Source organism: Lysinibacillus sp. ZYM-1 (assembly GCF_001308875.1).
In the GTDB taxonomy this organism is placed as follows: Bacteria; Bacillota; Bacilli; order Bacillales_A; family Planococcaceae; genus Lysinibacillus.
The window spans coordinates 62,874-82,258 of record NZ_KQ465122.1; the positions used below are offsets into that span (position 1 = coordinate 62,874).

22 protein-coding genes and 1 riboswitch are annotated in these 19,385 nt (G+C 39.4%); of the genes, 5 read left to right on the forward strand and 17 right to left on the reverse strand.

Annotation, left to right across the window (positions count from 1 at the left end; all coding sequences use genetic code 11):
- Nucleotides 1-54: 54 nt before the first annotated feature.
- A complete protein-coding gene (metA, locus tag AO843_RS14415) occupies nt 55-990 on the reverse strand; it encodes a homoserine O-acetyltransferase MetA (RefSeq protein WP_054611789.1) in 936 nt (311 codons plus the stop codon).
- A 96-nt stretch (nt 991-1,086) separates the two neighbouring features.
- A riboswitch (SAM riboswitch) is annotated at nt 1,087-1,196 on the reverse strand.
- A gap of 202 nt (nt 1,197-1,398) precedes the next feature.
- Between metA and AO843_RS14420 the strand changes: the two genes are divergently transcribed.
- Nucleotides 1,399-1,770, forward strand: a complete 372-nt coding sequence (locus tag AO843_RS14420) for a nucleotide excision repair endonuclease (RefSeq protein WP_054611790.1) — start codon at nt 1,399-1,401, stop codon at nt 1,768-1,770.
- A 49-nt stretch (nt 1,771-1,819) separates the two neighbouring features.
- Here AO843_RS14420 and AO843_RS14425 read toward each other — a convergent pair whose 3' ends face one another.
- Both AO843_RS14425 and AO843_RS14430 read right to left on the reverse strand, forming a co-directional pair.
- Nucleotides 1,820-2,203, reverse strand: coding sequence for a hypothetical protein (locus AO843_RS14425; protein WP_231630155.1), 384 nt, complete (start codon nt 2,201-2,203; stop codon nt 1,820-1,822).
- 21 nt (nt 2,204-2,224) lie between these two features.
- Nucleotides 2,225-3,007 (reverse strand): TrmB family transcriptional regulator, encoded by a 783-nt coding sequence (locus AO843_RS14430; protein ID WP_054611791.1) that lies wholly within the window; start codon nt 3,005-3,007, stop codon nt 2,225-2,227.
- Nucleotides 3,008-3,133: 126 nt separating this feature from the next.
- Between AO843_RS14430 and AO843_RS14435 the strand changes: the two genes are divergently transcribed.
- Nucleotides 3,134-3,904 (forward strand): TSUP family transporter, encoded by a 771-nt coding sequence (locus AO843_RS14435; protein ID WP_054611792.1) that lies wholly within the window; start codon nt 3,134-3,136, stop codon nt 3,902-3,904.
- 44 nt (nt 3,905-3,948) lie between these two features.
- Here AO843_RS14435 and panF read toward each other — a convergent pair whose 3' ends face one another.
- A complete protein-coding gene (gene panF / locus AO843_RS14440) occupies nt 3,949-5,394 on the reverse strand; it encodes a sodium/pantothenate symporter (RefSeq protein ID WP_054611793.1) in 1,446 nt (481 codons plus the stop codon).
- The gene (locus AO843_RS14445; protein WP_054611794.1) at nt 5,394-5,657 is read right to left on the reverse strand and encodes a YhdT family protein; all 264 of its coding nucleotides are present in this window, start codon (nt 5,655-5,657) and stop codon (nt 5,394-5,396) included. Before AO843_RS14445 ends, panF begins: the two co-directional genes overlap by 1 nt.
- Before the next feature lie 167 nt (nt 5,658-5,824).
- On the opposite strand from AO843_RS14445, the gene AO843_RS14450 reads away from it, so the two are divergent.
- Complete coding sequence (locus tag AO843_RS14450) at nt 5,825-6,430, forward strand: DUF6241 domain-containing protein (protein ID WP_054611795.1); 606 nt, start codon at nt 5,825-5,827, stop codon at nt 6,428-6,430.
- Between the two features lie 106 nt (nt 6,431-6,536).
- Here the strand turns inward: AO843_RS14450 and AO843_RS14455 are convergent, their stop codons facing one another.
- The 10 genes from AO843_RS14455 to AO843_RS14500 all read right to left on the reverse strand — a co-directional run bounded on the left by AO843_RS14455 (nt 6,537) and on the right by AO843_RS14500 (nt 15,900).
- The gene (locus AO843_RS14455; RefSeq protein WP_054611796.1) at nt 6,537-7,088 is read right to left on the reverse strand and encodes a short-chain dehydrogenase; all 552 of its coding nucleotides are present in this window, start codon (nt 7,086-7,088) and stop codon (nt 6,537-6,539) included.
- 17 nt (nt 7,089-7,105) lie between these two features.
- Nucleotides 7,106-8,584: an AMP-binding protein gene (locus tag AO843_RS14460; RefSeq protein ID WP_054611797.1), complete on the reverse strand. Its 1,479-nt coding sequence runs from the start codon at nt 8,582-8,584 to the stop codon at nt 7,106-7,108.
- A gap of 15 nt (nt 8,585-8,599) precedes the next feature.
- Complete coding sequence (fabG, locus tag AO843_RS14465) at nt 8,600-9,331, reverse strand: 3-oxoacyl-ACP reductase FabG (RefSeq protein WP_054611798.1); 732 nt, start codon at nt 9,329-9,331, stop codon at nt 8,600-8,602.
- Nucleotides 9,315-10,226, reverse strand: coding sequence for an intracellular short-chain-length polyhydroxyalkanoate depolymerase (locus tag AO843_RS14470; RefSeq protein ID WP_054611799.1), 912 nt, complete (start codon nt 10,224-10,226; stop codon nt 9,315-9,317). The genes fabG and AO843_RS14470 overlap by 17 nt, the downstream gene beginning before the upstream one ends.
- A gap of 12 nt (nt 10,227-10,238) precedes the next feature.
- On the reverse strand, nt 10,239-11,243 hold the full coding sequence (locus tag AO843_RS14475) for a 3-oxoacyl-ACP synthase (RefSeq protein WP_054611800.1): 1,005 nt from the start codon (nt 11,241-11,243) through the stop codon (nt 10,239-10,241).
- Nucleotides 11,240-12,256 carry a branched-chain amino acid ABC transporter permease gene (locus AO843_RS14480; RefSeq protein ID WP_082389483.1) on the reverse strand — a complete coding sequence of 339 codons (1,017 nt, stop codon included), beginning with the start codon at nt 12,254-12,256 and terminating at the stop codon, nt 11,240-11,242. Before AO843_RS14480 ends, AO843_RS14475 begins: the two co-directional genes overlap by 4 nt.
- A complete protein-coding gene (locus tag AO843_RS14485; RefSeq protein WP_054611802.1) occupies nt 12,253-13,125 on the reverse strand; it encodes a branched-chain amino acid ABC transporter permease in 873 nt (290 codons plus the stop codon). The genes AO843_RS14480 and AO843_RS14485 overlap by 4 nt, the downstream gene beginning before the upstream one ends.
- A 15-nt stretch (nt 13,126-13,140) precedes the next feature.
- A complete protein-coding gene (locus tag AO843_RS14490; protein ID WP_054611803.1) occupies nt 13,141-13,848 on the reverse strand; it encodes an ABC transporter ATP-binding protein in 708 nt (235 codons plus the stop codon).
- The gene (locus tag AO843_RS14495) at nt 13,823-14,599 is read right to left on the reverse strand and encodes an ABC transporter ATP-binding protein (protein WP_054611804.1); all 777 of its coding nucleotides are present in this window, start codon (nt 14,597-14,599) and stop codon (nt 13,823-13,825) included. Before AO843_RS14495 ends, AO843_RS14490 begins: the two co-directional genes overlap by 26 nt.
- 62 nt (nt 14,600-14,661) lie before the next feature.
- Nucleotides 14,662-15,900, reverse strand: coding sequence for a substrate-binding domain-containing protein (locus tag AO843_RS14500; RefSeq protein ID WP_054611805.1), 1,239 nt, complete (start codon nt 15,898-15,900; stop codon nt 14,662-14,664).
- A gap of 935 nt (nt 15,901-16,835) precedes the next feature.
- Here AO843_RS14500 and AO843_RS25165 point away from each other — a divergent pair.
- Together AO843_RS25165 and AO843_RS14505 are read left to right on the forward strand one after the other, a co-directional pair.
- On the forward strand, nt 16,836-17,111 hold the full coding sequence (locus tag AO843_RS25165) for an MBL fold metallo-hydrolase (protein WP_231630156.1): 276 nt from the start codon (nt 16,836-16,838) through the stop codon (nt 17,109-17,111).
- 26 nt (nt 17,112-17,137) lie between these two features.
- The gene (locus tag AO843_RS14505) at nt 17,138-17,755 is read left to right on the forward strand and encodes an MBL fold metallo-hydrolase (protein WP_231630157.1); all 618 of its coding nucleotides are present in this window, start codon (nt 17,138-17,140) and stop codon (nt 17,753-17,755) included.
- A 365-nt stretch (nt 17,756-18,120) separates the two neighbouring features.
- Here AO843_RS14505 and AO843_RS25385 read toward each other — a convergent pair whose 3' ends face one another.
- The gene (locus AO843_RS25385; protein ID WP_255350377.1) at nt 18,121-18,249 is read right to left on the reverse strand and encodes a hypothetical protein; all 129 of its coding nucleotides are present in this window, start codon (nt 18,247-18,249) and stop codon (nt 18,121-18,123) included.
- 471 nt (nt 18,250-18,720) lie between these two features.
- Nucleotides 18,721-19,362: a TetR/AcrR family transcriptional regulator gene (locus AO843_RS14510; protein ID WP_054611806.1), complete on the reverse strand. Its 642-nt coding sequence runs from the start codon at nt 19,360-19,362 to the stop codon at nt 18,721-18,723.
- Nucleotides 19,363-19,385: the final 23 nt, after the last annotated feature.

A 19,385-nucleotide genomic window follows, 5' to 3' on the forward strand; every position in this document is an offset into this window, starting at 1 on the left:
AAAAGTCTAATTCCTTCTACAGATTGAGAAGAAATTAGACTTTTAAATGGTTACTTAAATATGATATTCAATTTCGTCTACGAAATCCCATTCATATGGTGTCTCTTGGTATACGTAGTAGTTCAACCAGTTGGAGAACAATAAATGCGTATGTGCACGCCATGTATTCATCGGTTCCTTTGCTGGATCATCATTTGGGAAGTAGTTGACTGGAACTTCTATATCAATACCCTTCTCAACATCACGACTGTATTCATCTGCTAACGTTGTGGCATCATATTCTAAATGACCTGTAATCATAATGTTTTTATTATCTTTAGATTGTACGATGAACACACCTGCATCCTCTGAATAGGATAATAAGCGTAAGTCTGGATGATTGCGTACCTCGTCAATCGAAACAGATGTATAGCGAGAATGAGGAGCTGTAAATAAATCACTAAAGCCTCGTACTAAATCCACCGTTAAATCGGTAATCACATGGGAATAAACGCCTGAGCATTTAGCAGAAAGCTCGACCTTCCCAATCCCATAATGGTGATATAACGCAGCTTGTGCCCCCCAACATATATGTAGCACGGATGTCACATTCTTTTTAGACCAATCCATAATTTCTGAAATCTCCTGCCAATAGTTAACGTCTTCAAACGCCATTTTTTCTACTGGCGCCCCAGTAATGATCATACCATCATAGCGTCGGTGACGAATTTGATTGAACGTCGTGTAGAATAATTGTAAATGTGATTTACTCACATTTTTAGATTCATGAGTAGCCGTGTTTAAAAAAGTAATATTCACTTGTAATGGTGTATTTCCTAGTAAACGTAGTAATTGTAGTTCTGTCTTTTCTTTTTCGGGCATCAAATTTAAGATTAAAATATTTAATGGACGAATTTGTTGTGTTAGCGCACGATCCTCTTCCATGACGAAGATTTTTTCCTCACGTAAGTGTTCCCCAGCAGGTAAATTTTTCGGAATATTAATTGGCATCTAGCGTTCCCCTCTCTCTTATTGCTCTCTTTTTAAAAATTAAAAAATCCCCCACATTCCATACGAGATAGAATGAGAAGGATTTTTTCACGTTCACTCTTATCTCTCAAAGGAATATCCTTTGCTGGAATTAGCACCTTTCTAACATGTGTTAGAGGTTGCTGAAGCTTCATCGGGCCAAATCCCTCAGCTTCTCTTGATAAGATTATTTAATTACCTTGAATTGTAACATGAACTAGTTAGAATATCAATAATTCATAGAATATTTTGTTATTCCTATGCATGTTCCACATTGAATTGATGAACACTAAGCTTGCTGTATATGGTTTTTCTACATGAAATTTTATGGTAAACATGCCGCTATTATGTTACCATATATCTTTAGTAATAGAGAGGAACGTGAATACTTTGATTAATATTGAATTTCCAAAACCAGACGTAGTCATTCGCCAACGCGAACAAGATGTAAAACCAGGTGATGTCCCAATCACACCCTATTTTGGTTTCATTGACTTCCATAAAATCACTCGTGATAATGGCGGCATTTTCTTATTCTATAATGAAAAGAATGAACTATTATTTGTCGGCAAAGCACGTAAAATTCGCCAACGTGTAAAAAAACATTTTGAGGACAATGTATCTCCGATGAGAAATCATCGTGATGAAGTCTTCAAAATTGAAGTTTATGAAGTTGAAGACCCTATGGAGCGTGAAATTTATGAAACATATGCCATTAATACTTTCCGCGCCAAATACAATGTAGATAAAGTATTTTATTAATCACTTCATCAAAAACCGAAATCTCTTCTAAGGGATTTCGGTTTTTTTATCACATCATGGTAATACGATCAATCGGCGTGCTTTTGCCGTTTATAAACAGTTCGATAATAGACTGCTCTGGGCTTTTCTTGATGGCATAAACATAGGGCTGCGCTTCTTTCTTTTGCTCGCTTCCTTCCTTGAAATGAATGATAAGCCTCTTCTCTTTAGCTGCAACATTCGCGAGCACATTTCCCTTTGAATAAATGACAAGATAGTACGTAGTATCATCTTCATACAATAGCTGAACTCTGTCATTGGCTATAATATGTTTATGCATACGGTCAGGGACGATTGTGAGCTCCTGAATCTTAGGAGAAATAGGCTGCGGTGTAGTATCACATGCCCCTATCAATAAAAAATAAAATAAACCTGGCAACATCCATTTCCTCAAGATGCTCCCCTTCCCTTATAACTACTCTAAGAAAAATGCTTTCCGCTCTTTAGCAATCCAGTCCTCAAGCTCCTTATCATCGCGCTTTACCAATCGATTGATCAGAACATCATGCCAAATATAATCCTCTAATAAATAGATATGCACGGGATCATTGGTAATAAAAGCTGTTTCTTGGTTAGACGGCGAATGACCATAAATCATTTCTTGTCCATCAACCGATAAAATAAACCAATGAGGTGTTGAAGTCTTTCTCGTATAGTGTGTAGCCCTATGCTGGTCTATAGATGCCAGATGTTCCCCTACATACAATGAAATGCCATGGACAGCCACATGCTGAGATACCTCTTCGATATCCTCTCGTAAAGCATCATACATATCTTCCCACATCGATAGTATAACTTTTGACTCTGCTTTTTTTAATAAGGTTTGACAATAATTAACGATTGTCTGCTTACCTTTTAGCATTAATACTTTAGGTTCCGCTTCTTGCTCTGTCGTTTCTAGTTTTTCTAACTGATCGCTTATCGATGTAAAATTCGATTGCCAACGTTGCTGAATTTGTTGTAAAAACATCGCTACAGGAATGGAAGAGTAAGTCGTTTGATCCGCTGTTTCCTCTTTCAATACGAGTCCTTTTTCAACAAGACCATTCAAGATGTCATAGATTCTAGCACGTGGAATACCAGAGTTTTTACTAACTTGATAGGCACTAACATGACTATTTTGCACAAGTGCTGTATAGGCCTTTGCCTCATATTCTGTCAATCCCATTTCTTTTAATTGGGCGATTAATTCATCCATATCATCCCTCCATATTTTTATTATAGGCTACTATTGTGAACATTTGCCAATGAAAAAGTTATGCTTTACAGCAACAAATAAATTAGTTACTATTTCAGTAGTAACTAATTAAGAAGAGGTGTAAGCATGCTTTTTGATGTTGATGTACATATCCTAATACTATTAATTTCTTTTGGATTTCTGGCGGCATTTATCGATTCAGTAGTTGGAGGAGGCGGTTTAATCTCCCTACCAGCTTTATTGTTTGTTGGCCTAAATCCAGCCGCTGCTGTGGCAACCAATAAACTAGCAGGGGCAATGGGCTCACTGACATCGTCCATTTCCTTTTACCGTTCTGGCCAGCTAGAAATTCGATCTGTCCTTAAATATTTCCCTCTAGCATTCATTGGATCTTTATGTGGTGCATGGACTGTTCATTTAATTAATCCCGCACTATTAAAGCCATTAATGCTAGTAATGCTGGCGGCTGTCGGGATTTATACAATCTTTAAAAAGGATTGGGGCGCTGTCTCAACAGTAAAAAATCTTTCAAAAACCCATTTAATTTTATTTATGATGCTATTATTTGCTATTGGTTTTTATGATGGTTTTTTAGGTCCAGGAACGGGCTCTTTTTTAATCTTTAGTTTCTTGCTTGTAGGCTTTGATTTTTTAAAGGCGGCAGGTAATGCGAAATTTTTAAATTTGGCGAGTAATGTGGCTGGTGTTTGTATGTTTGCTTACTTAGGTCAAATTCATTATGTTTATGGTTTAGTAATGGGGGTTGCTCAAATCGGTGGGGCCATGCTTGGCTCGCGGATGGCCATTCAAAAAGGAAGTGGTTTTGTCCGTACACTTTTTATCATTGTGACGATGACGCTCCTTGCCAAAAATGCCTACGATTATATGATTCATTAAACACGAAAAACGCCACAGAAGAGTTTCTGCGGCGTTTTTTTAGATTATATCAGGAAGTGCTCTTCCTTAAATTTATGACTAGTGGCGAGACTAACAATCACAAAAATTATAAGAGAAGCTACAATTGGAATCGTGACGGTATGCATACCGAAGGCAGATGGATAAAATCGATCGATGATAATATACAAGGTCATACCCGAAATCATCGATGCTATCGCACCATATTTATTTGCTTTCTTCCAATATAAGCCCAGAACCACTGTCCAAATAAAGACTGCCTCAAGTCCACCAAATGCAAATAAATTTAACCATACTAATAAATCAGGCGGATGAAGCGCAAAGACTATAACAACTAAGCCAATCACAGTTGTGACAATATAGCTTGCACGCTTAATTTCTGCATCACTCGCTTTTGGCTTCATGTAATTTAAATAGATGTCTTTAACAACCGTAGAACTAACAAGCATGAGCAAAGCATTGACCGTTGACATCGTAGCGGCCATTGGTGCTGCTAAGACGATGCCTGCTAAAAATGGCGGTAGCACCTTCAATGTTAAGAGTGGCATGACTTTATCACCAATGTCGATGCCAGGTAAGACAGGTCGTGCTAACACACCAATGAGGTGCATACCAAACATGATCGTCCCAATAGCAATTGTGCCAATAATAATCGCTAAATGCATACTTTTAGAATCCTTATAACTCATAGCACGTACGGCGATTTGTGGTAACCCGACAACACCTACACCAATTAAAATCCAAAAAGTCGAGACATATAGAGGTGTTAAATCTCCTTGAGCTCCAAATGGTGATACAAAATCAGGATTTTCAGCAACAAGTGAGGCCATAATCTTATCGACACCTCCACCTGCAATAATAGTTCCGATTAATAAAATAACCGTCCCAATGACCATTATCGAGCCTTGTACGGTATCCGTTAAAGCAACCGCTCGGAAACCACCAATAATCACATATACTAAAACCGAAATTGCAAAGATAAACAGTGCCGTTGTGTAATGTAAGCCCGTCAATGACTCAATTAAACGTGCGCCACCTACCCATTGTGCCATCATCGCCGAAAATAAAAAGACAATAATACTAATAGCAGATAAGATGACGATGGCATGGCTTTTGTAGCGCTCTCGTAAAAAGTCGATTAACGTAATGGCTTCGTAACGACGAGCAATTATCGCAAATTTCTTTCCTAAAATCATCAGGACAAAATAACCGGCAGGTAGCTGTGCCATCGCGAGAAGTACCCAACCGAGTCCCTTTGTATAGGCAACGCCAGGTCCTCCGATAAAGCTACTTGCACTGCCGTATGTAGCAATCATCGTCATCGCAAGGATAAAACCACCCATTTCTCGACCACCAAGGAAATATTCCTGTAGGAACGAGTTAGAGGAACGAACATGCTTATTGGCCCAAAAACCAATTCCAAAAATAATAATTAGAAATAATAGCAATGGAAATACAACTTGCCAATGCATTAGCGATCCCCCTCCTCATCATCAAATGGAACCTCTTTGAAAAAGAGTTTCATAACAATCCAGATGAGTAGGATCATAAAGCCTGTCCCTGCGATACAGCTATAGAAAAACCATGCAGGAAAACCTAAAACATATGAATAATTTGCGGGATCACCTGCACCAAGTCCATAAGCAAAGCCAAACCAAATCGCAAAATTGACAATGACTAGTCCAATCCCAATAAGCGCCTCTTGATGCGCAATTTTAAAACGTTGATCTTTCACAAGACAATCCTCCTAACCTACTCTATTTTACTGATATGTTGGTCGGATGGGAAGGGATGTGAAAAAATAAGAAGTACATGACTTAGCTACCTTTTAATAAGGGATATATTTACATATTAGAATGCAAATGATACCTTGGTAGTAATTGTAAATGGAGGTGATAATGAATGCGGCGGATACATGTTGTAGGAATCGTTGTTTTAACGGCGTTGCTAAGTATAGGTGGTACGTATTTAGTAATGGACAAGAACCATAAACAAGAAACTTCTAATGGGACTGACAGTGAAATAGATAACAGTCCCAAAGAAGTGGTCAAGGAAGAATTTGTATCGACAGTGGATACGACCTTTGGTTGGGAAAACCCTGTGTTCTCCATGAGGATTGATGAATGGAAGAGTGGAGATGAACCATTTGTTGATAATTTAGTGGAAGAAGTACTTCAACAAATGTCACACCAAAAAATAATTGCTGATGAGAAAGAATCATCCATCATGATTACACCTAAAAGAATTGACACATTGCTGCAAATGGTAGAAGAAAATAAAGCTGAATACGAACACAATGAACAATATTTGGATATATTAAATCGTTGGAAATTAGGTGATTTTTCATCTGTAGACCAAGACCATAATGATATGTGGTATCTTCAAGGGTCAAAGCAAAGTGGGATTGCTTATGGAATTGCAACAAAAGAACAGGAAATTGATTATATCTTTCGGGTTTTCGCTAAAGAGGTAGTAGATGTTTTTGGTAGTTCCACTAATATGAAATAAGCCACTATCTTACCTTTTACAAATGGAGAAGATGAAAACGTGTAGTGTTAAAACTTAATAACCCTCGTCTACTTAGTTAGACGAAGGTTATTTAAATCCACATTGATTATGACGAGCGCTTTTCCCAAGGCTGCAATGTGCCAACAATATTGATAAGACGATGATGTTGGATTGAATCAATGACACCTTGGGAAATTTCCTCATTAGTAAGCCACCTAGAATGACCATTTTCAATGATAAAACCTAGCTGCACTTGGTAGTATTGAGCCGTATTAGGCAGATGCATGTTCTCTTTGATTTCACTTAGTTTCGCACTACTACCTAAGACATGAAACAATTTCCATGTGCCATTCCTGCAAGGTGAAATTTCACTGACTATGCTCTCTAAAGTCCTTTCAGCATATGAATGAATCCACGCAATGACTAAATCAATTGGTCCATTCTGTTCAATCGTACTCCTTATCTCTTTTTTTAATAAGGCAATATCACTATAATCAACGAATATGGGCGTCATAAGTGATGAATCTGTTGCATTTAATAAACTTTCCATTCGAGCTTTATTCCGTCCAATGACAGAAACATGAATACCATTACTCACTAACCAAAGAGATGTGTTCGCTAACATCCCTGTTCCACCAACTACTAATGCGTGTACCATTTATCTGTCCCTCACTTTTATTCACATGGCGTAGTAGCTACAAGCATCTGTATGGCTTTTTTATCAATTTTTCCGACACTTGTTTTCGGTAATTCCTCTATGAAAATAATTTGTTTAGGAATTTTAAAACGTCCTAACTGTTGATGGCAAAGCTCATGTAGTTCATCTAAAATGGTCGCTACTTGATTGTGACAGACAATGAATGCTGTCACTACCTCTCCCCAATAGTCGTCTGCTACGCCAATTACGGCAACTTCCTGTACATGTGGATGCTGTAACATACACTGTTCCACTTCCTGCGGATATACATTTTCGCCACCCGAGATGATCATCTCTTTTCTTCGCCCAACGATAAAGAAATCCCCATCCTCGTCCATCATCGCTAAATCGCCAGTTTTTAACCAGCCATCTTGCATAATATTGGCTGTTTCTTGCTTGTTATTCCAATAATAACGAAACACATGCTTCCCTCTTACCAATAGCTCTCCGACTTCACGAGGCGCACAATTTTGTCCTGTTGGTTTGACAATTTTAGCTTCATTGAACTGCATGCTTTTCCCCACTGCCCCTTTTTTGGCATAAGCATCCTCTCGCGCAATGAAAAAGTTATTAGGCCCTGCCTCCGTCAAGCCGTAGCCCTCTTTAAAAAATAGCCCCTTCCTATAAAAAGCATCGTAAATAGGGTGTGGACAAGGGGCACCACCTGACAAAAATACTTTCATCGAAGGAAATGGATTTTCCTGAAAATAGTTCGTAGCAATCATCGCCTGATACATCGTTGGCACAAACAGTGAAATCGTCGTTTGATATTGATTCGTGGCTCGCAGTGCTGCCTCCGCTTCAAATTTATCGCCAATGATGACAGTTCCGCCAGCCATAAGTAATGGTATACAGAGCGCATTTAAGCCACCTGTATGAAACATCGGCATATAATTTAAGGTACGATCTTTGTCATGTAAACCCCAGCTAATAATCGTATTCATGGCATTCCAATTGACCGACTCAAAGGATAAGACCACTCCCTTTGGTCGTCCCGTTGTCCCTCCTGTATAAATCATGAGCCAGGGATCATCTACTTCCATGGATTGCTCATTACCTATAACATGCTTCTCTTGCTGGCTAACATGAAGGGGAAACATTTTTTCTAACACTAAGGGACAATGATTCGCCTCTTCATACAACAGGATGGAGGGGGTAGCATCCTCCAAAATTTGGGTTAATTCCTCTTTACTTAAACGCCAATTTAACGGCACATAGATCAGACCACGTAAACCACAGGCAAAGAGAACAGCAAAAAGTTGAATATGATTTTTGGCAAAAACAGCGACTCTATTCCCTTTCTGTAGCTGTTGACGCTCAAAAAATTGACACCATTTACCGATCTCCTCACTTAATTGCCGATAGGTCCATTGCTCCTCTGTAGCAAGATTAATCAATGCGATATGGTGAGGTGTTAATGTGGCACGTTTTAAAATCCACGTTTGCTCAACAAACATGTTGAAAACCTCCTATCACATCATAATGGCGCCATCCACATGAAGCGTATGACCGTGGACGTAGGAGGCTTCATCAGAGGCTAAAAACAAGTAGGCGTTGGCAATATCTCGCGGCGTTCCTAAGCGTTGCAATGGGACGATGGATCGCATTTGAGCAAGGATATTTTCAGGCATTTTCTTCACCATATCGGTTTCTGTAAAACCTGGGGCTACGGCATTGACATTGATCCCTTTCCGCCCTAATTCCTTGGCCCATGTTTTGGTCATACCTACAATCGCTGCTTTCGTGGCTGCATAATTCGTTTGACCAACATTGCCGTAAACACCACTTACGGAGGATGTATTAATAATTTTGCCACCCCTAGCCGCCACCATATGAGGAATGACTTCCTGTGTACAGTGAAAGACACCTGTCAAATTGACATCTAAGACTTGCTGAAACTGATCCTCAGTCATCTTTGTGAGCATCGCATCTCTTGTTATCCCTGCATTATTTACTAAAATATCAATTTGTCCTGCTTGTTCAATCACAGTAGCCACTAACTGTTTTACGCTCTCTCTATTGGCGACATCCACTTGTATAAATGCTGCCTTTTCACCTAATTGTCCCGCTGCAGCAATCCCCGCCTCGTTATCATAATCAGCAATAAAAACAACTGCCCCTTCTTCGATAAAACGCTCAGCAGCCGCATAGCCGATTCCTTTGGCAGCACCTGTAATAATGGCGACTTTATTGTTTAAACGCATAATTTCTCCCTCCAATTTCTAAAAAAGCCTCAATTTCAGCTGTCAGTTGTGCTAAATCATCTACCAGTGGTGAATGCCCACAATTCTTTAAGCTCACAAATTGCGCCATCTTGCCCAAATCTTGAAGCAACTCTACATTCATCTCCTCAGTAATGACCAAATCACGATCCCCTCTTAACACTAAAATGGGGATATTGATAAGGAGGGCTTCGTGTGACCCTTTTGCCACCTCATGATCAACTCCACTTATATTAAAAGTATTGAGTGCATGATATACCTCTGCTAAATTTCGCTGTGTCAGCATATCCGCTACATATTCTTGATATTTTTCTTTGCTTGGCTGTTGATGGCTATAAATTAATGCATTCCATAGTGACTGTAAGCCCTCTCTATTTTTCGTATCATAGAAGCCCTGTACGAGCTTCGTTTTCGATGTATCCACAAGGACCTCTTCATAGCTATGCGCTCTCTTGAAGGAGGCAGGATTGCTCGTTCCTAAATCTGTATAAAATGGATAACCACGTGTGGAAGCGGAGGCTAGTAAAATCAGGCGTTGACAATATCCTGGATAATTCGCTGCAAACTGTAGACAGACTGCTCCACCCGTTGACCAGCCAATCATATCAAAACTTTGTAATTGAAGAGCATCTACAAAAAGTTTGACATCCTCACTAAAATCTCGAATGGCCGATATAGGCTTATGATAAGAAGACCCACCAAAACCCCGTAAATCAATCGCATAAATCGTAAACTTATCATCCAAAGCATCTATCAGTACATCCCAATGCTTAGAAGATGTCATATTCCCATGAACCAACACTAAAGGATGACCTCCACCCGGGCGTTTGCGATAAGCCAACGTTTCTCCATTTGCTAACTGAACTGTTTTTAACATTCAAGTTCCCCCTTAACCCCAACGTATTGTAATAGCCCCCCATACATAGCCAATACCTGCACTAACGAATGTAACAATGTCGCCAGCCTGTATACGATTTTGCTCCAAGGCAAGCTGTAAGGACAATATTTGATCTATCTGTCCAATATGCCCATAGTCTTGTAAATAAATAGACTGCTCAGGCTGCAGGCAAAGCTCTGCTAAAATATAATCATGCGCAGACCTTTTCATATGCAGCATCGCTAAGTAACTTAATTGCTCTTCGCTATATCCACTTTTCGATAAAGAACTTCGAATGACCTTCAAAAAATTGCTTAAAGATTTCTGTTCTAATCGCTCCTTCATGCCAATCGGATCCAGAACGTCAAGTTGATATAATCGTTCTGTTAAATGAAAAGGTGTTAACGGGGTTTTCGTACCTCCAACTGGAACCACCACATCTTCCGAGAACGAACCATCTGTCATAATATCTGCCTCTAAAAGCTGGTTTTTTACATAGTTTTTTTGTAGCAGTATGGCGCCTCCACCAGCAGCCAAATTATACATAAAGCGTGTTCGTGGATTGCTATAATTGATAAAATCAACATTACGATAGCCACCAGCGATTAGAATGGTGTTAATGCTATTGTCTGCAGCCATTAAGCTTTTCGCCACTTTCAGCGCCATAATGGTTGTGCCACAGCGTAATTGCACATCAAATGCCCACGCATTGACTGCACCAAGCTCTTCCTGCATTTTGATGGAAGCTGTCCAGAGTGGATATTCTTTATGCTCCTCCCCCATATAAATAACAACATCAATATCTTTTGGCTCTATATGTGCTTTTTTCAGAGCATCTTGTGCCGCCCATATCCCCATCTGCACCGTATGATCATGCTCTCCAGGAATCGATTTTTCGTAGATGCCCATTTTTTGACGGATAATGTCCTCAGGAATGTTCGAAAGAGCCGCAAGTTCCCGCGATGTCATTTTGTTTTGCGGTAGATAAATACCTGTACTAACAATACCGATCGTCATTCAAATCGCTCCTTTTCCTGTGGCAGGGCAACCTGTGTTTTTTTGTTTTTTACCTTTCCTCGCCATTTCCAAATCAGCAATCTTAGTGAGCCGATAATGCCTTTTGGGAAAAAGATAACCGCTAAAATATAGAGAATTCCAAAGAATATAATCCACCGCTCAAAAATAGGATAATCTCGTGCCATTCCTGACAGTGCATGCTGAGCATATTCAATGACTGCTGCCCCTAATAATGGTCCCACTAACGTTCCGACCCCACCAATTATGGTCATTAATAAAGCATCGAGTGTAATATCCATCGTCATCACACTCGTATTGACGAAGCGTAATGATACGGCGTATAAGGATCCTGCAAAGCTCGCTACGATGCCTGCCACAACCGAGGCGATGACTTTATAATGCAACGTGTTAAAACCTAATGATTTTGTCCGTTGCTCATTTTCACGAACGGCAATTAGTATTCGACCTGTTGGCGAATTCACAAAACGATAAAGCGCTAAAAAAATAACGACTAGGCTTGTGAACACAAAGAAATAAAAGGTCATTCGATCCCTAAAAACATCAGGTGCTCGAAATGTAAAGCCATCATTGCCATAAGTGACAGAGCGCCATTTTTCAGCTAGTACTAAAAATAATCCCGAAAAAGCTAACGTAAGCATGGCGAAGAAATGACTTTTCAAACGGAGGGTCAATAAACCTACTAAAAAACTAACAAATCCTGCAAATAGCATGCCAATCAATATGGACAGTACGAAAATAAACAGCGTATTATCCATCTGTTTGAGCATAACCGCTGTTGTATAGGCACCAATACCAAAAAACATGGCATGCCCAAATGAAACGATTCCTGTATAGCCTAGTAAAATATCATAGCTCATTGCCAATATCCCAAAAATAAAGATTTGCGTTAATAAAATGAGCAATGTTCTCGAATCATTAACAAAAGGAAGTAGGACAAAAATCGCGAATAATAGGAAAAATGCGATATGCCGTAAGGAAATTTTTAGCTTCATGATGTTCGCTCCTTCCGCATCGCAAACAGCCCTTGAGGACGGAAAATTAACACGATCGCCATTAATATCATATTGACTGCCAATGACAGTACAGGCACGTAATAGGCCATAAAGCTACCTGCAAGTCCTACTAAAATAGCTGCCAGCAACGAGCCTGAAAAGCTGCCCATTCCGCCGATGACCACAACGATAAACCCTAAAATCGCGTACTCCATACCCATTTCTGCATAAATCACACCTGAATAGGGAGCCATCAACATCCCACTTAGGGCCGCAAGAGCTGCACCTACCATGAAAACATATAAAAATACACGTTTAATATGAATACCAAGCGCCTGTGCCATTTCCTTATCCTGGACACCAGCCCGAACAATTAAGCCAATCTTTGTGCGCTTCAGCAAATATTGGAAAAATCCAAAAATCACAAACCCGACGATAATAATAAATAAACGATATTTAATGATAATAACGTCGCCAATTTCCCAGCTTCCAGCTAAATAACTTGGCGTTTTCACTGCGACGCCATTCGGGCCAAAGACCACCTTAATAAGCTCCTGTAAAACAAGCATCAGCCCTAAGGTAATTAAAATTTGCTGAATATGATTGCCATAAACAGGCGTAATAATTATTTTCTCCGTTATAAATCCAAGCAATGCTCCAGTTATAATTGCACCAACAATCCCCAAGATGAAACTTTCCGTATACATATAGGTGAAGATTCCCGCATAAGCTCCCCAAACGAATAGCCCACCATGCGCAAAATTCAACACATCCATTAAGCCAAAAATTAAGGTCAAGCCTGCTGCTAGTAAAAATATCAGCATGCCAGTTGCCAAGCCATTAATGATTAAATTGACGAAAAGCTCCAATGATGGTCACCCCCTTTATCCAATCCCAAGATACTTACGTTTCAGCTCTTCATTATCAATGAGTTCCTGCATATTGCCTGAATGCACTGTCCTGCCATCATCAATCAATGTATAGGTATCACCAATACGACTAGCCATCATAAAGTTTTGCTCGACGAGGACAATGGACGTTTTCTTTTTCATTTCTACAATGGCCTCCATCACCTTTTCAACAACGATTGGCGCTAGCCCCTTTGAAGGCTCATCAATCAGAATTAATTGACTATCATTGATAAAGGCTCTTGCCATCGACAGCATTTGCTTTTGGCCACCTGATAAATGTCCACCAGCCTTCTTCCAAAATTTCTTTAAGTCTGGAAATAGCTCAAGCACATATTGTTGCCGCTCTATTGTCGCTTTGTCCTCCTTCCGCATTGCTACCTTCATATTCTCTTCTACCGATAAATCTGCAAAAATCCCTTGATTTTCTGGAACATAGCCTATCCCTAATTTGGCTACCTTGTAGGTGGGGCTTTTTTTTATAGAGTTCGAGCGAAAGGCGATTTCTCCCTTTGTCGCAGGTGTTAAGCCCATAATTGTTTTTAGCGTAGTCGTTTTACCTGCGCCATTACGGCCTAGCAGTACTGTCACCTGCCCCTCCTTTGCTTCAAAATTCACGCCTTGTAAAATGTGATATTGGCCGATATGGGTATGAACCTCATTTAATGTCAGTAAGGTGTTCATCGTACAGCCCCCCCAAATATGCATGTTGCACGGTGTCATTATTCATAATTTCCTCTGGTGAACCATCTGCTAATAACTGACCATTAAACAACACCATAATGGAATCCGATAAATCTAAAATCATATCCATTTTGTGTTCAATGAGCAGAATGGTTTTATCCCCTTGCTGTTTAATTGTCCGAATCACTTCTAAAATCGTTGGCACTTCTTCTAAAGACATGCCAGCAGTTGGTTCATCGAGTAACAGAATCTCCGTATCTAACGCTAAGAGCATGGCAATCTCAAGCTTTCTTTTCTCCCCATGTGAAAGCATTGTTGTGAGGGCGTCGCGTTTATTGTCGAGCAAAACGAGGGCTAATAACTCTTCCGCTTTTTCAGTGATTGCCTTATAGCTTTTGAAGTGTCGAAATAGCTGATAACGAATTTTCTCCTTAGATTGCACAGCTAAACGAACATTTTCTAAAACCGTTAAATTTGGAAAAACATTGGTGATTTGAAAGGATCGCCCTAAACCCATACGTGTTCTTTCAATGGCTGACTTTTGTGCCAGTGATTGCCCCTTAAAATAAACATCACCAGCAGTTGGCTTTAACTCGCCACTAATTAAATTAAAGAACGTCGTTTTACCAGCACCATTCGGACCAATTATGGCCTTCAAATGCTTCTCTGGCATTTGAAAATTAACGCGATCCACAGCCGTATGCCCACCAAAACGAATTGTTAAATTATCTGTGTGTAATATAGGTTCCATCCTCGACTCCCTTCCTCTCTATTAGTTATGTAGAGAGGACAGAATTTCTGCCTCTCCTGTGCCTAATTCAGAACAGGCGGTGCTGTTTCCTCAGGACTTAGCTCACGTATAAGTACTGGTACTGGATAATCCACACCTTCTTGTTTTTCTAATCGTATCGAATACATGGATTGAAGAGCCTGATGATCCTCCTCACGGAAAGTCATCGTGCCTTTTGGCGTCTCAAATGACATCCCTTCCATCACGTCAATCAGTTTGTTGGCATCAGCATCTCCATCCGATTTTTTCAATGCCTCCACAATGGCAATCGCCGCAGACATACCTCCAGGTGTAAATAAATCGGGTACTTCATTAAAACGTTTTTGATGTTCATCCACTAACCATTTGTTCACATCATTTTGCGGTAGCGTATTGTAATACACCGAGAAGCCTTCCATTCCAACCAATGGATTCATAAATTGAAGTGCAATAATATCGGGCGCACCTGTTGAAATTTTAATGCCCTTTTCTTGAATTTTAAGATCAGCAATTTGATTCCAAGGCGAATTTGCGCCTGCCCATACTACAAATAAATAATCAGGCTTGGCATCGATCACCTTTTGTAAATTGGGCGTAAAGTCGGTTGCCGCAGGATCTGCATACTCCTCTAGCACAATTTCAGCGCCCAACTTCTCCGCAGCTGTTTTAAAGGCGTTTACCCCGTCCCAACCAAACGAATAGTCTGGTGCAAATGTAGCAATTTTTACACCATCTCCCGCAATAGCCGCTGCCGCAGCATACGCATCTTGTGATGAATTACGTCCTGTACGGAAAATATACTTATTAAATTCTGAACCTGTAATACTATCAGCCACTGCAGGCTCCACCACCATAATCTTTTCATACTCCTCAGCAAGAGGAAGAACAGCGAGTGTATCACCAGAACTCGAAGAACCGACTAGAAAATCAACCTGATCATCCTCTAATAACTTTGTGGCCTTTTGCACAGCTACCTCAGGCTTCGTCTCCGTATCCTCATAAACAATCTCGATTTTCTTACCATTGACCTCCATCGTACCGCCAGTAGCATACTCAATTCCTAAATCAAACCCCCGCTGCGTCTGCTTCCCATAGGACTCCAATGCCCCTGTTAACGAAGCAAGCACTCCAATTTTAACCGTCCCACCTTCTGCCGTGACCGCTTTCGTCTCATCACTAGAATCGTCTACATCTGTTGCATCTTGCGTTGTATCCTTTTCATTACAAGCCACCAACAACATAGCTACCATGACTAATAGAAACCAATACAAATGCTTCTTCATCCCATAACCCCCTTTAAAATAAGCTCCATAGAAAGCGCTTTCGTTGCTATGACATCACTATATAAAAGTCCAGTTACAAATTAGTTACAAAAAATGCTCTGCACTATAAGTGCAGAGCATTTTTCTGTCCCGAAAGTGAAGTGAAACGCAACGGCAGGGACAAAACGGTTTTACCTCTGCACTATAAGTGCAGAGCATTTTTCTGTCCCGAAAGTGAAGTGAAACGCAACGGCAGGGACAAAACGGTTTTACCTCTGCACTAAAAGTGCAGAGCATTTTTCTGTCCCGAAAGTGAAGTGAAACGCAACGGCAGGGACAAAACGGTTTTACCTCTGCACTAAAAGTGCAGAGCATTTTTCTGTACCGAAAGTGAAGTGAAACGCAACGGCAGGGACAAAACGGTTTTACCTCTGCACTAAAAGGCAGAGCATTTTTCTGTCCCGAAAGTGAAGTGAAACGCAACGGCAGGGACAAAACGGTTTTACCTCTGCACTAAAAGGCAGAGCATTTTTCTTCCCGAAAGTGAAGTGAAACGCAACGGCAGGGACAAAACGGTTTGTTATCTGCACTAAAGGCAGAGTATTTTTCTGTCCCGAAAGTGAAGGGAAACGCAACGACAGGGACAAAACGGTTTTAACTCTGCACTAAAAGGCAGAGCATTTTTCTTCCCGAAAGTGAAGTGGAACGCAACGGCAGGGACAAAACGGTTTTTTATCTGCACTAAAGGCAGATTATTTTTCTGTCCCGAAAGTGAAGCGTAGCGCAACGACAGGGACAAAAGTTCTTTTACGATCAGCCTTCTAAGGTGATTACTTGTAGCGATAATAACCTATAAATTGGGCATTTATGGTATTATAACTTTACGTATTTTAAAAGCTTTTTATTTAACAACATGTATTAACTTTATTGAACACAAAAAAAGAGAGGAAAATATAATGAGTGAATATTATTCCAGACATTTTAATCTTGAAAAAGTAAGTGAAGGTATTTATGCCGCAATTGCAAAGGATGGTGGTGGCTCGTTTGGAAATGCTGGTTTCATTGATTTAGGGGACAAAACAATTATTTTTGATACATTTAACACACAACAAGCAGCTGAGGATCTAAGAAATATTGCTGAAAATATTACGAATAAACCTGTCTCTTGGGTAATTAACAGTCATTTTCATAGTGATCTAGAGGTAACCAACTATTCAAAGATTGTCAAATAGTATCAAGTCAAATAACACTACAACAAATGAAAGAAAACCATCCAGCTAAAATTGCCGAACAGAAGGCAGATTTGGAAGGGTTACAAAAATATATTGCCTCCCTTTCAGAACAAAGTGTCGATTCTACTGACATACAAAAAATGAATGAAATAAGTTTTTTAAAAGAGATGGAAATCTCAATCCCTGACCTGGAATTGGTTTTGCCGCAATATACTTTTACTCACGAATTTACTATTTTCGGAACAGAACGTACTGCAAAAATAATGACTTTGGGAGGTGGTCATTCTCCCTGTGATTCTTTTCTTTATATTCCTGAAGACGAAATCATATTTATGGCTGACCTTCTATTTGTCGGTATGCATCCATCATTTTTCCCGTATTCCAATCCATCAAAATGGGAAAATATTTTAGAAGAAGTAAATAACTTGTCAATTCAAAAAGCAATCCCTGGTCACGGAGCAGTAGGAACTAAAAAAGATATCATTAAGTTAAAAAACTACATTAATGAAATGAACTTTTTATCGAAAAAAATTAGTAACTTGGAAGAAGTTTCAATTCCTTCAGCCTATCAAAATTGGACTACTATTAATATCGACGTCATGGAATTGTTTATGAAAAATTTAAACGTGTTAAAAGATTTATAGCTACGATATTAATTAAATCAGGTAAAAAGAAAGACAAAAACGTTGAATTGTGTGGGTTGGTGGGCGGTCGGCACGCATTTGTGAACGATAGCGATGCGCTACCCTTCGGGTGATTCGTGAAATTGATACCGCAGGATAAGGAGGTCAGAAGGGCGAGATGTGTTTTTTATGCGTTTTTGATTCGAGCCCGCGGGATGAACATGGTTCGGATGAGTAGAACTTGGGTGGAATGATTGTTGTATATGGTCTATCGAGGTGTATGGAATTATGCTTAATCTTACCTTGTATGTAATCTGTGTGTATAATATGTGGAGAATTTCATGAGTGTTGTAACATGCAATTTTTGCTCTTGCTGCAGCTGCATTTTACAGACACTCGACTCCCCTTTCTTCACCTACCATCATTATTTCTGGACGGTAATCGATAAAGTATCCTAATGCTAATTGGACTCCTTCAGCAAATACTCTAGCCTTTTCTTGCTGCATTTTCTCCAATAAATGTTCCTCTCCAGCGATTTTTATGAGTACCTTGCCATCGGCCTTTATAAGGATCTCCCCCTTCGCTTCCTCACTAATGCTTCAAGGCCTTTTTTACGAATCTCCATCATCAGGATAAGTAATACTGATTTCTCGCGCTTTTATGATTTTGATCAGATTTGTCCCAGCCTCTTAAATATTATAATATCTAACGTACATCAGATCAACTCAACTTGACCTGATGCTACTTTTGCACAGGTACGTACCATCCGAAACATCCGAAGTAAAGGTGGCCCTTCCAAAGCTAAAGAATGGAAACATTAGTTAATTTTAAACTATGTGTTATATCTATGTTTATATAATATGCTCATTTGTATTTTTTCTATATGGTAGCCCTTCTATTTTTGTATTGACAGGTTGTCAGTCAAAACATATAATTGAACCATCTAATTGATAATTAATATCACTTAGATGGTTGTTACTCAATTATTAAATTTTGCTTTTTACTGTTTTCCTTAAAAGTGATAAATCAAATTTGCCGCTAGGAACGCCAAATAAATGTTCAAATGTAGATTGAATTGCTTCAATTCTTGCAATGCGTTCTGCTTTATTCCATTTGAATAGTGATGAATCAACCCAATGATGGATTGTCGAAAGGAAAAATTCTGCTACAAGTGTCGGATTGTCAACGTGGAAGCTGCTTTCCTTATTACCTTGAATAATTAAATCCGTTACTATTGGTGTGAATTGACAAATCGTTTGTACATGTAATATTTGCCGAAGAATAGCATTACTATCGTGTTGTAAATACTTAAAGATTTCAACATGCCCTGTTGGATCATCAAGCTCATACACAAAAATCCAAGCAATTTTTTCAAATGCAGAAAATGTTTCGTCATAAATTACATCTATAAAATGCTTTTTGATCCCTTTTAGCTGTCGATCAATTAATGCATTTGCTAATTCTTCTTTCGATTTAAAGTAGTAGTATAGTGTTCCCTGTGCTACTCCCAGCGTTTTAGTAATGTCAGTCGTTGAGGTTTTTTCATAGCCTTTTTGGCTAAAAAGTGATTCTGCAGTATCTAATATTTCATTTCGGCGTTCCGCTGCACTTTTCGTTACTCTATTCATTGATTGCACTACCTCCTTTTTTT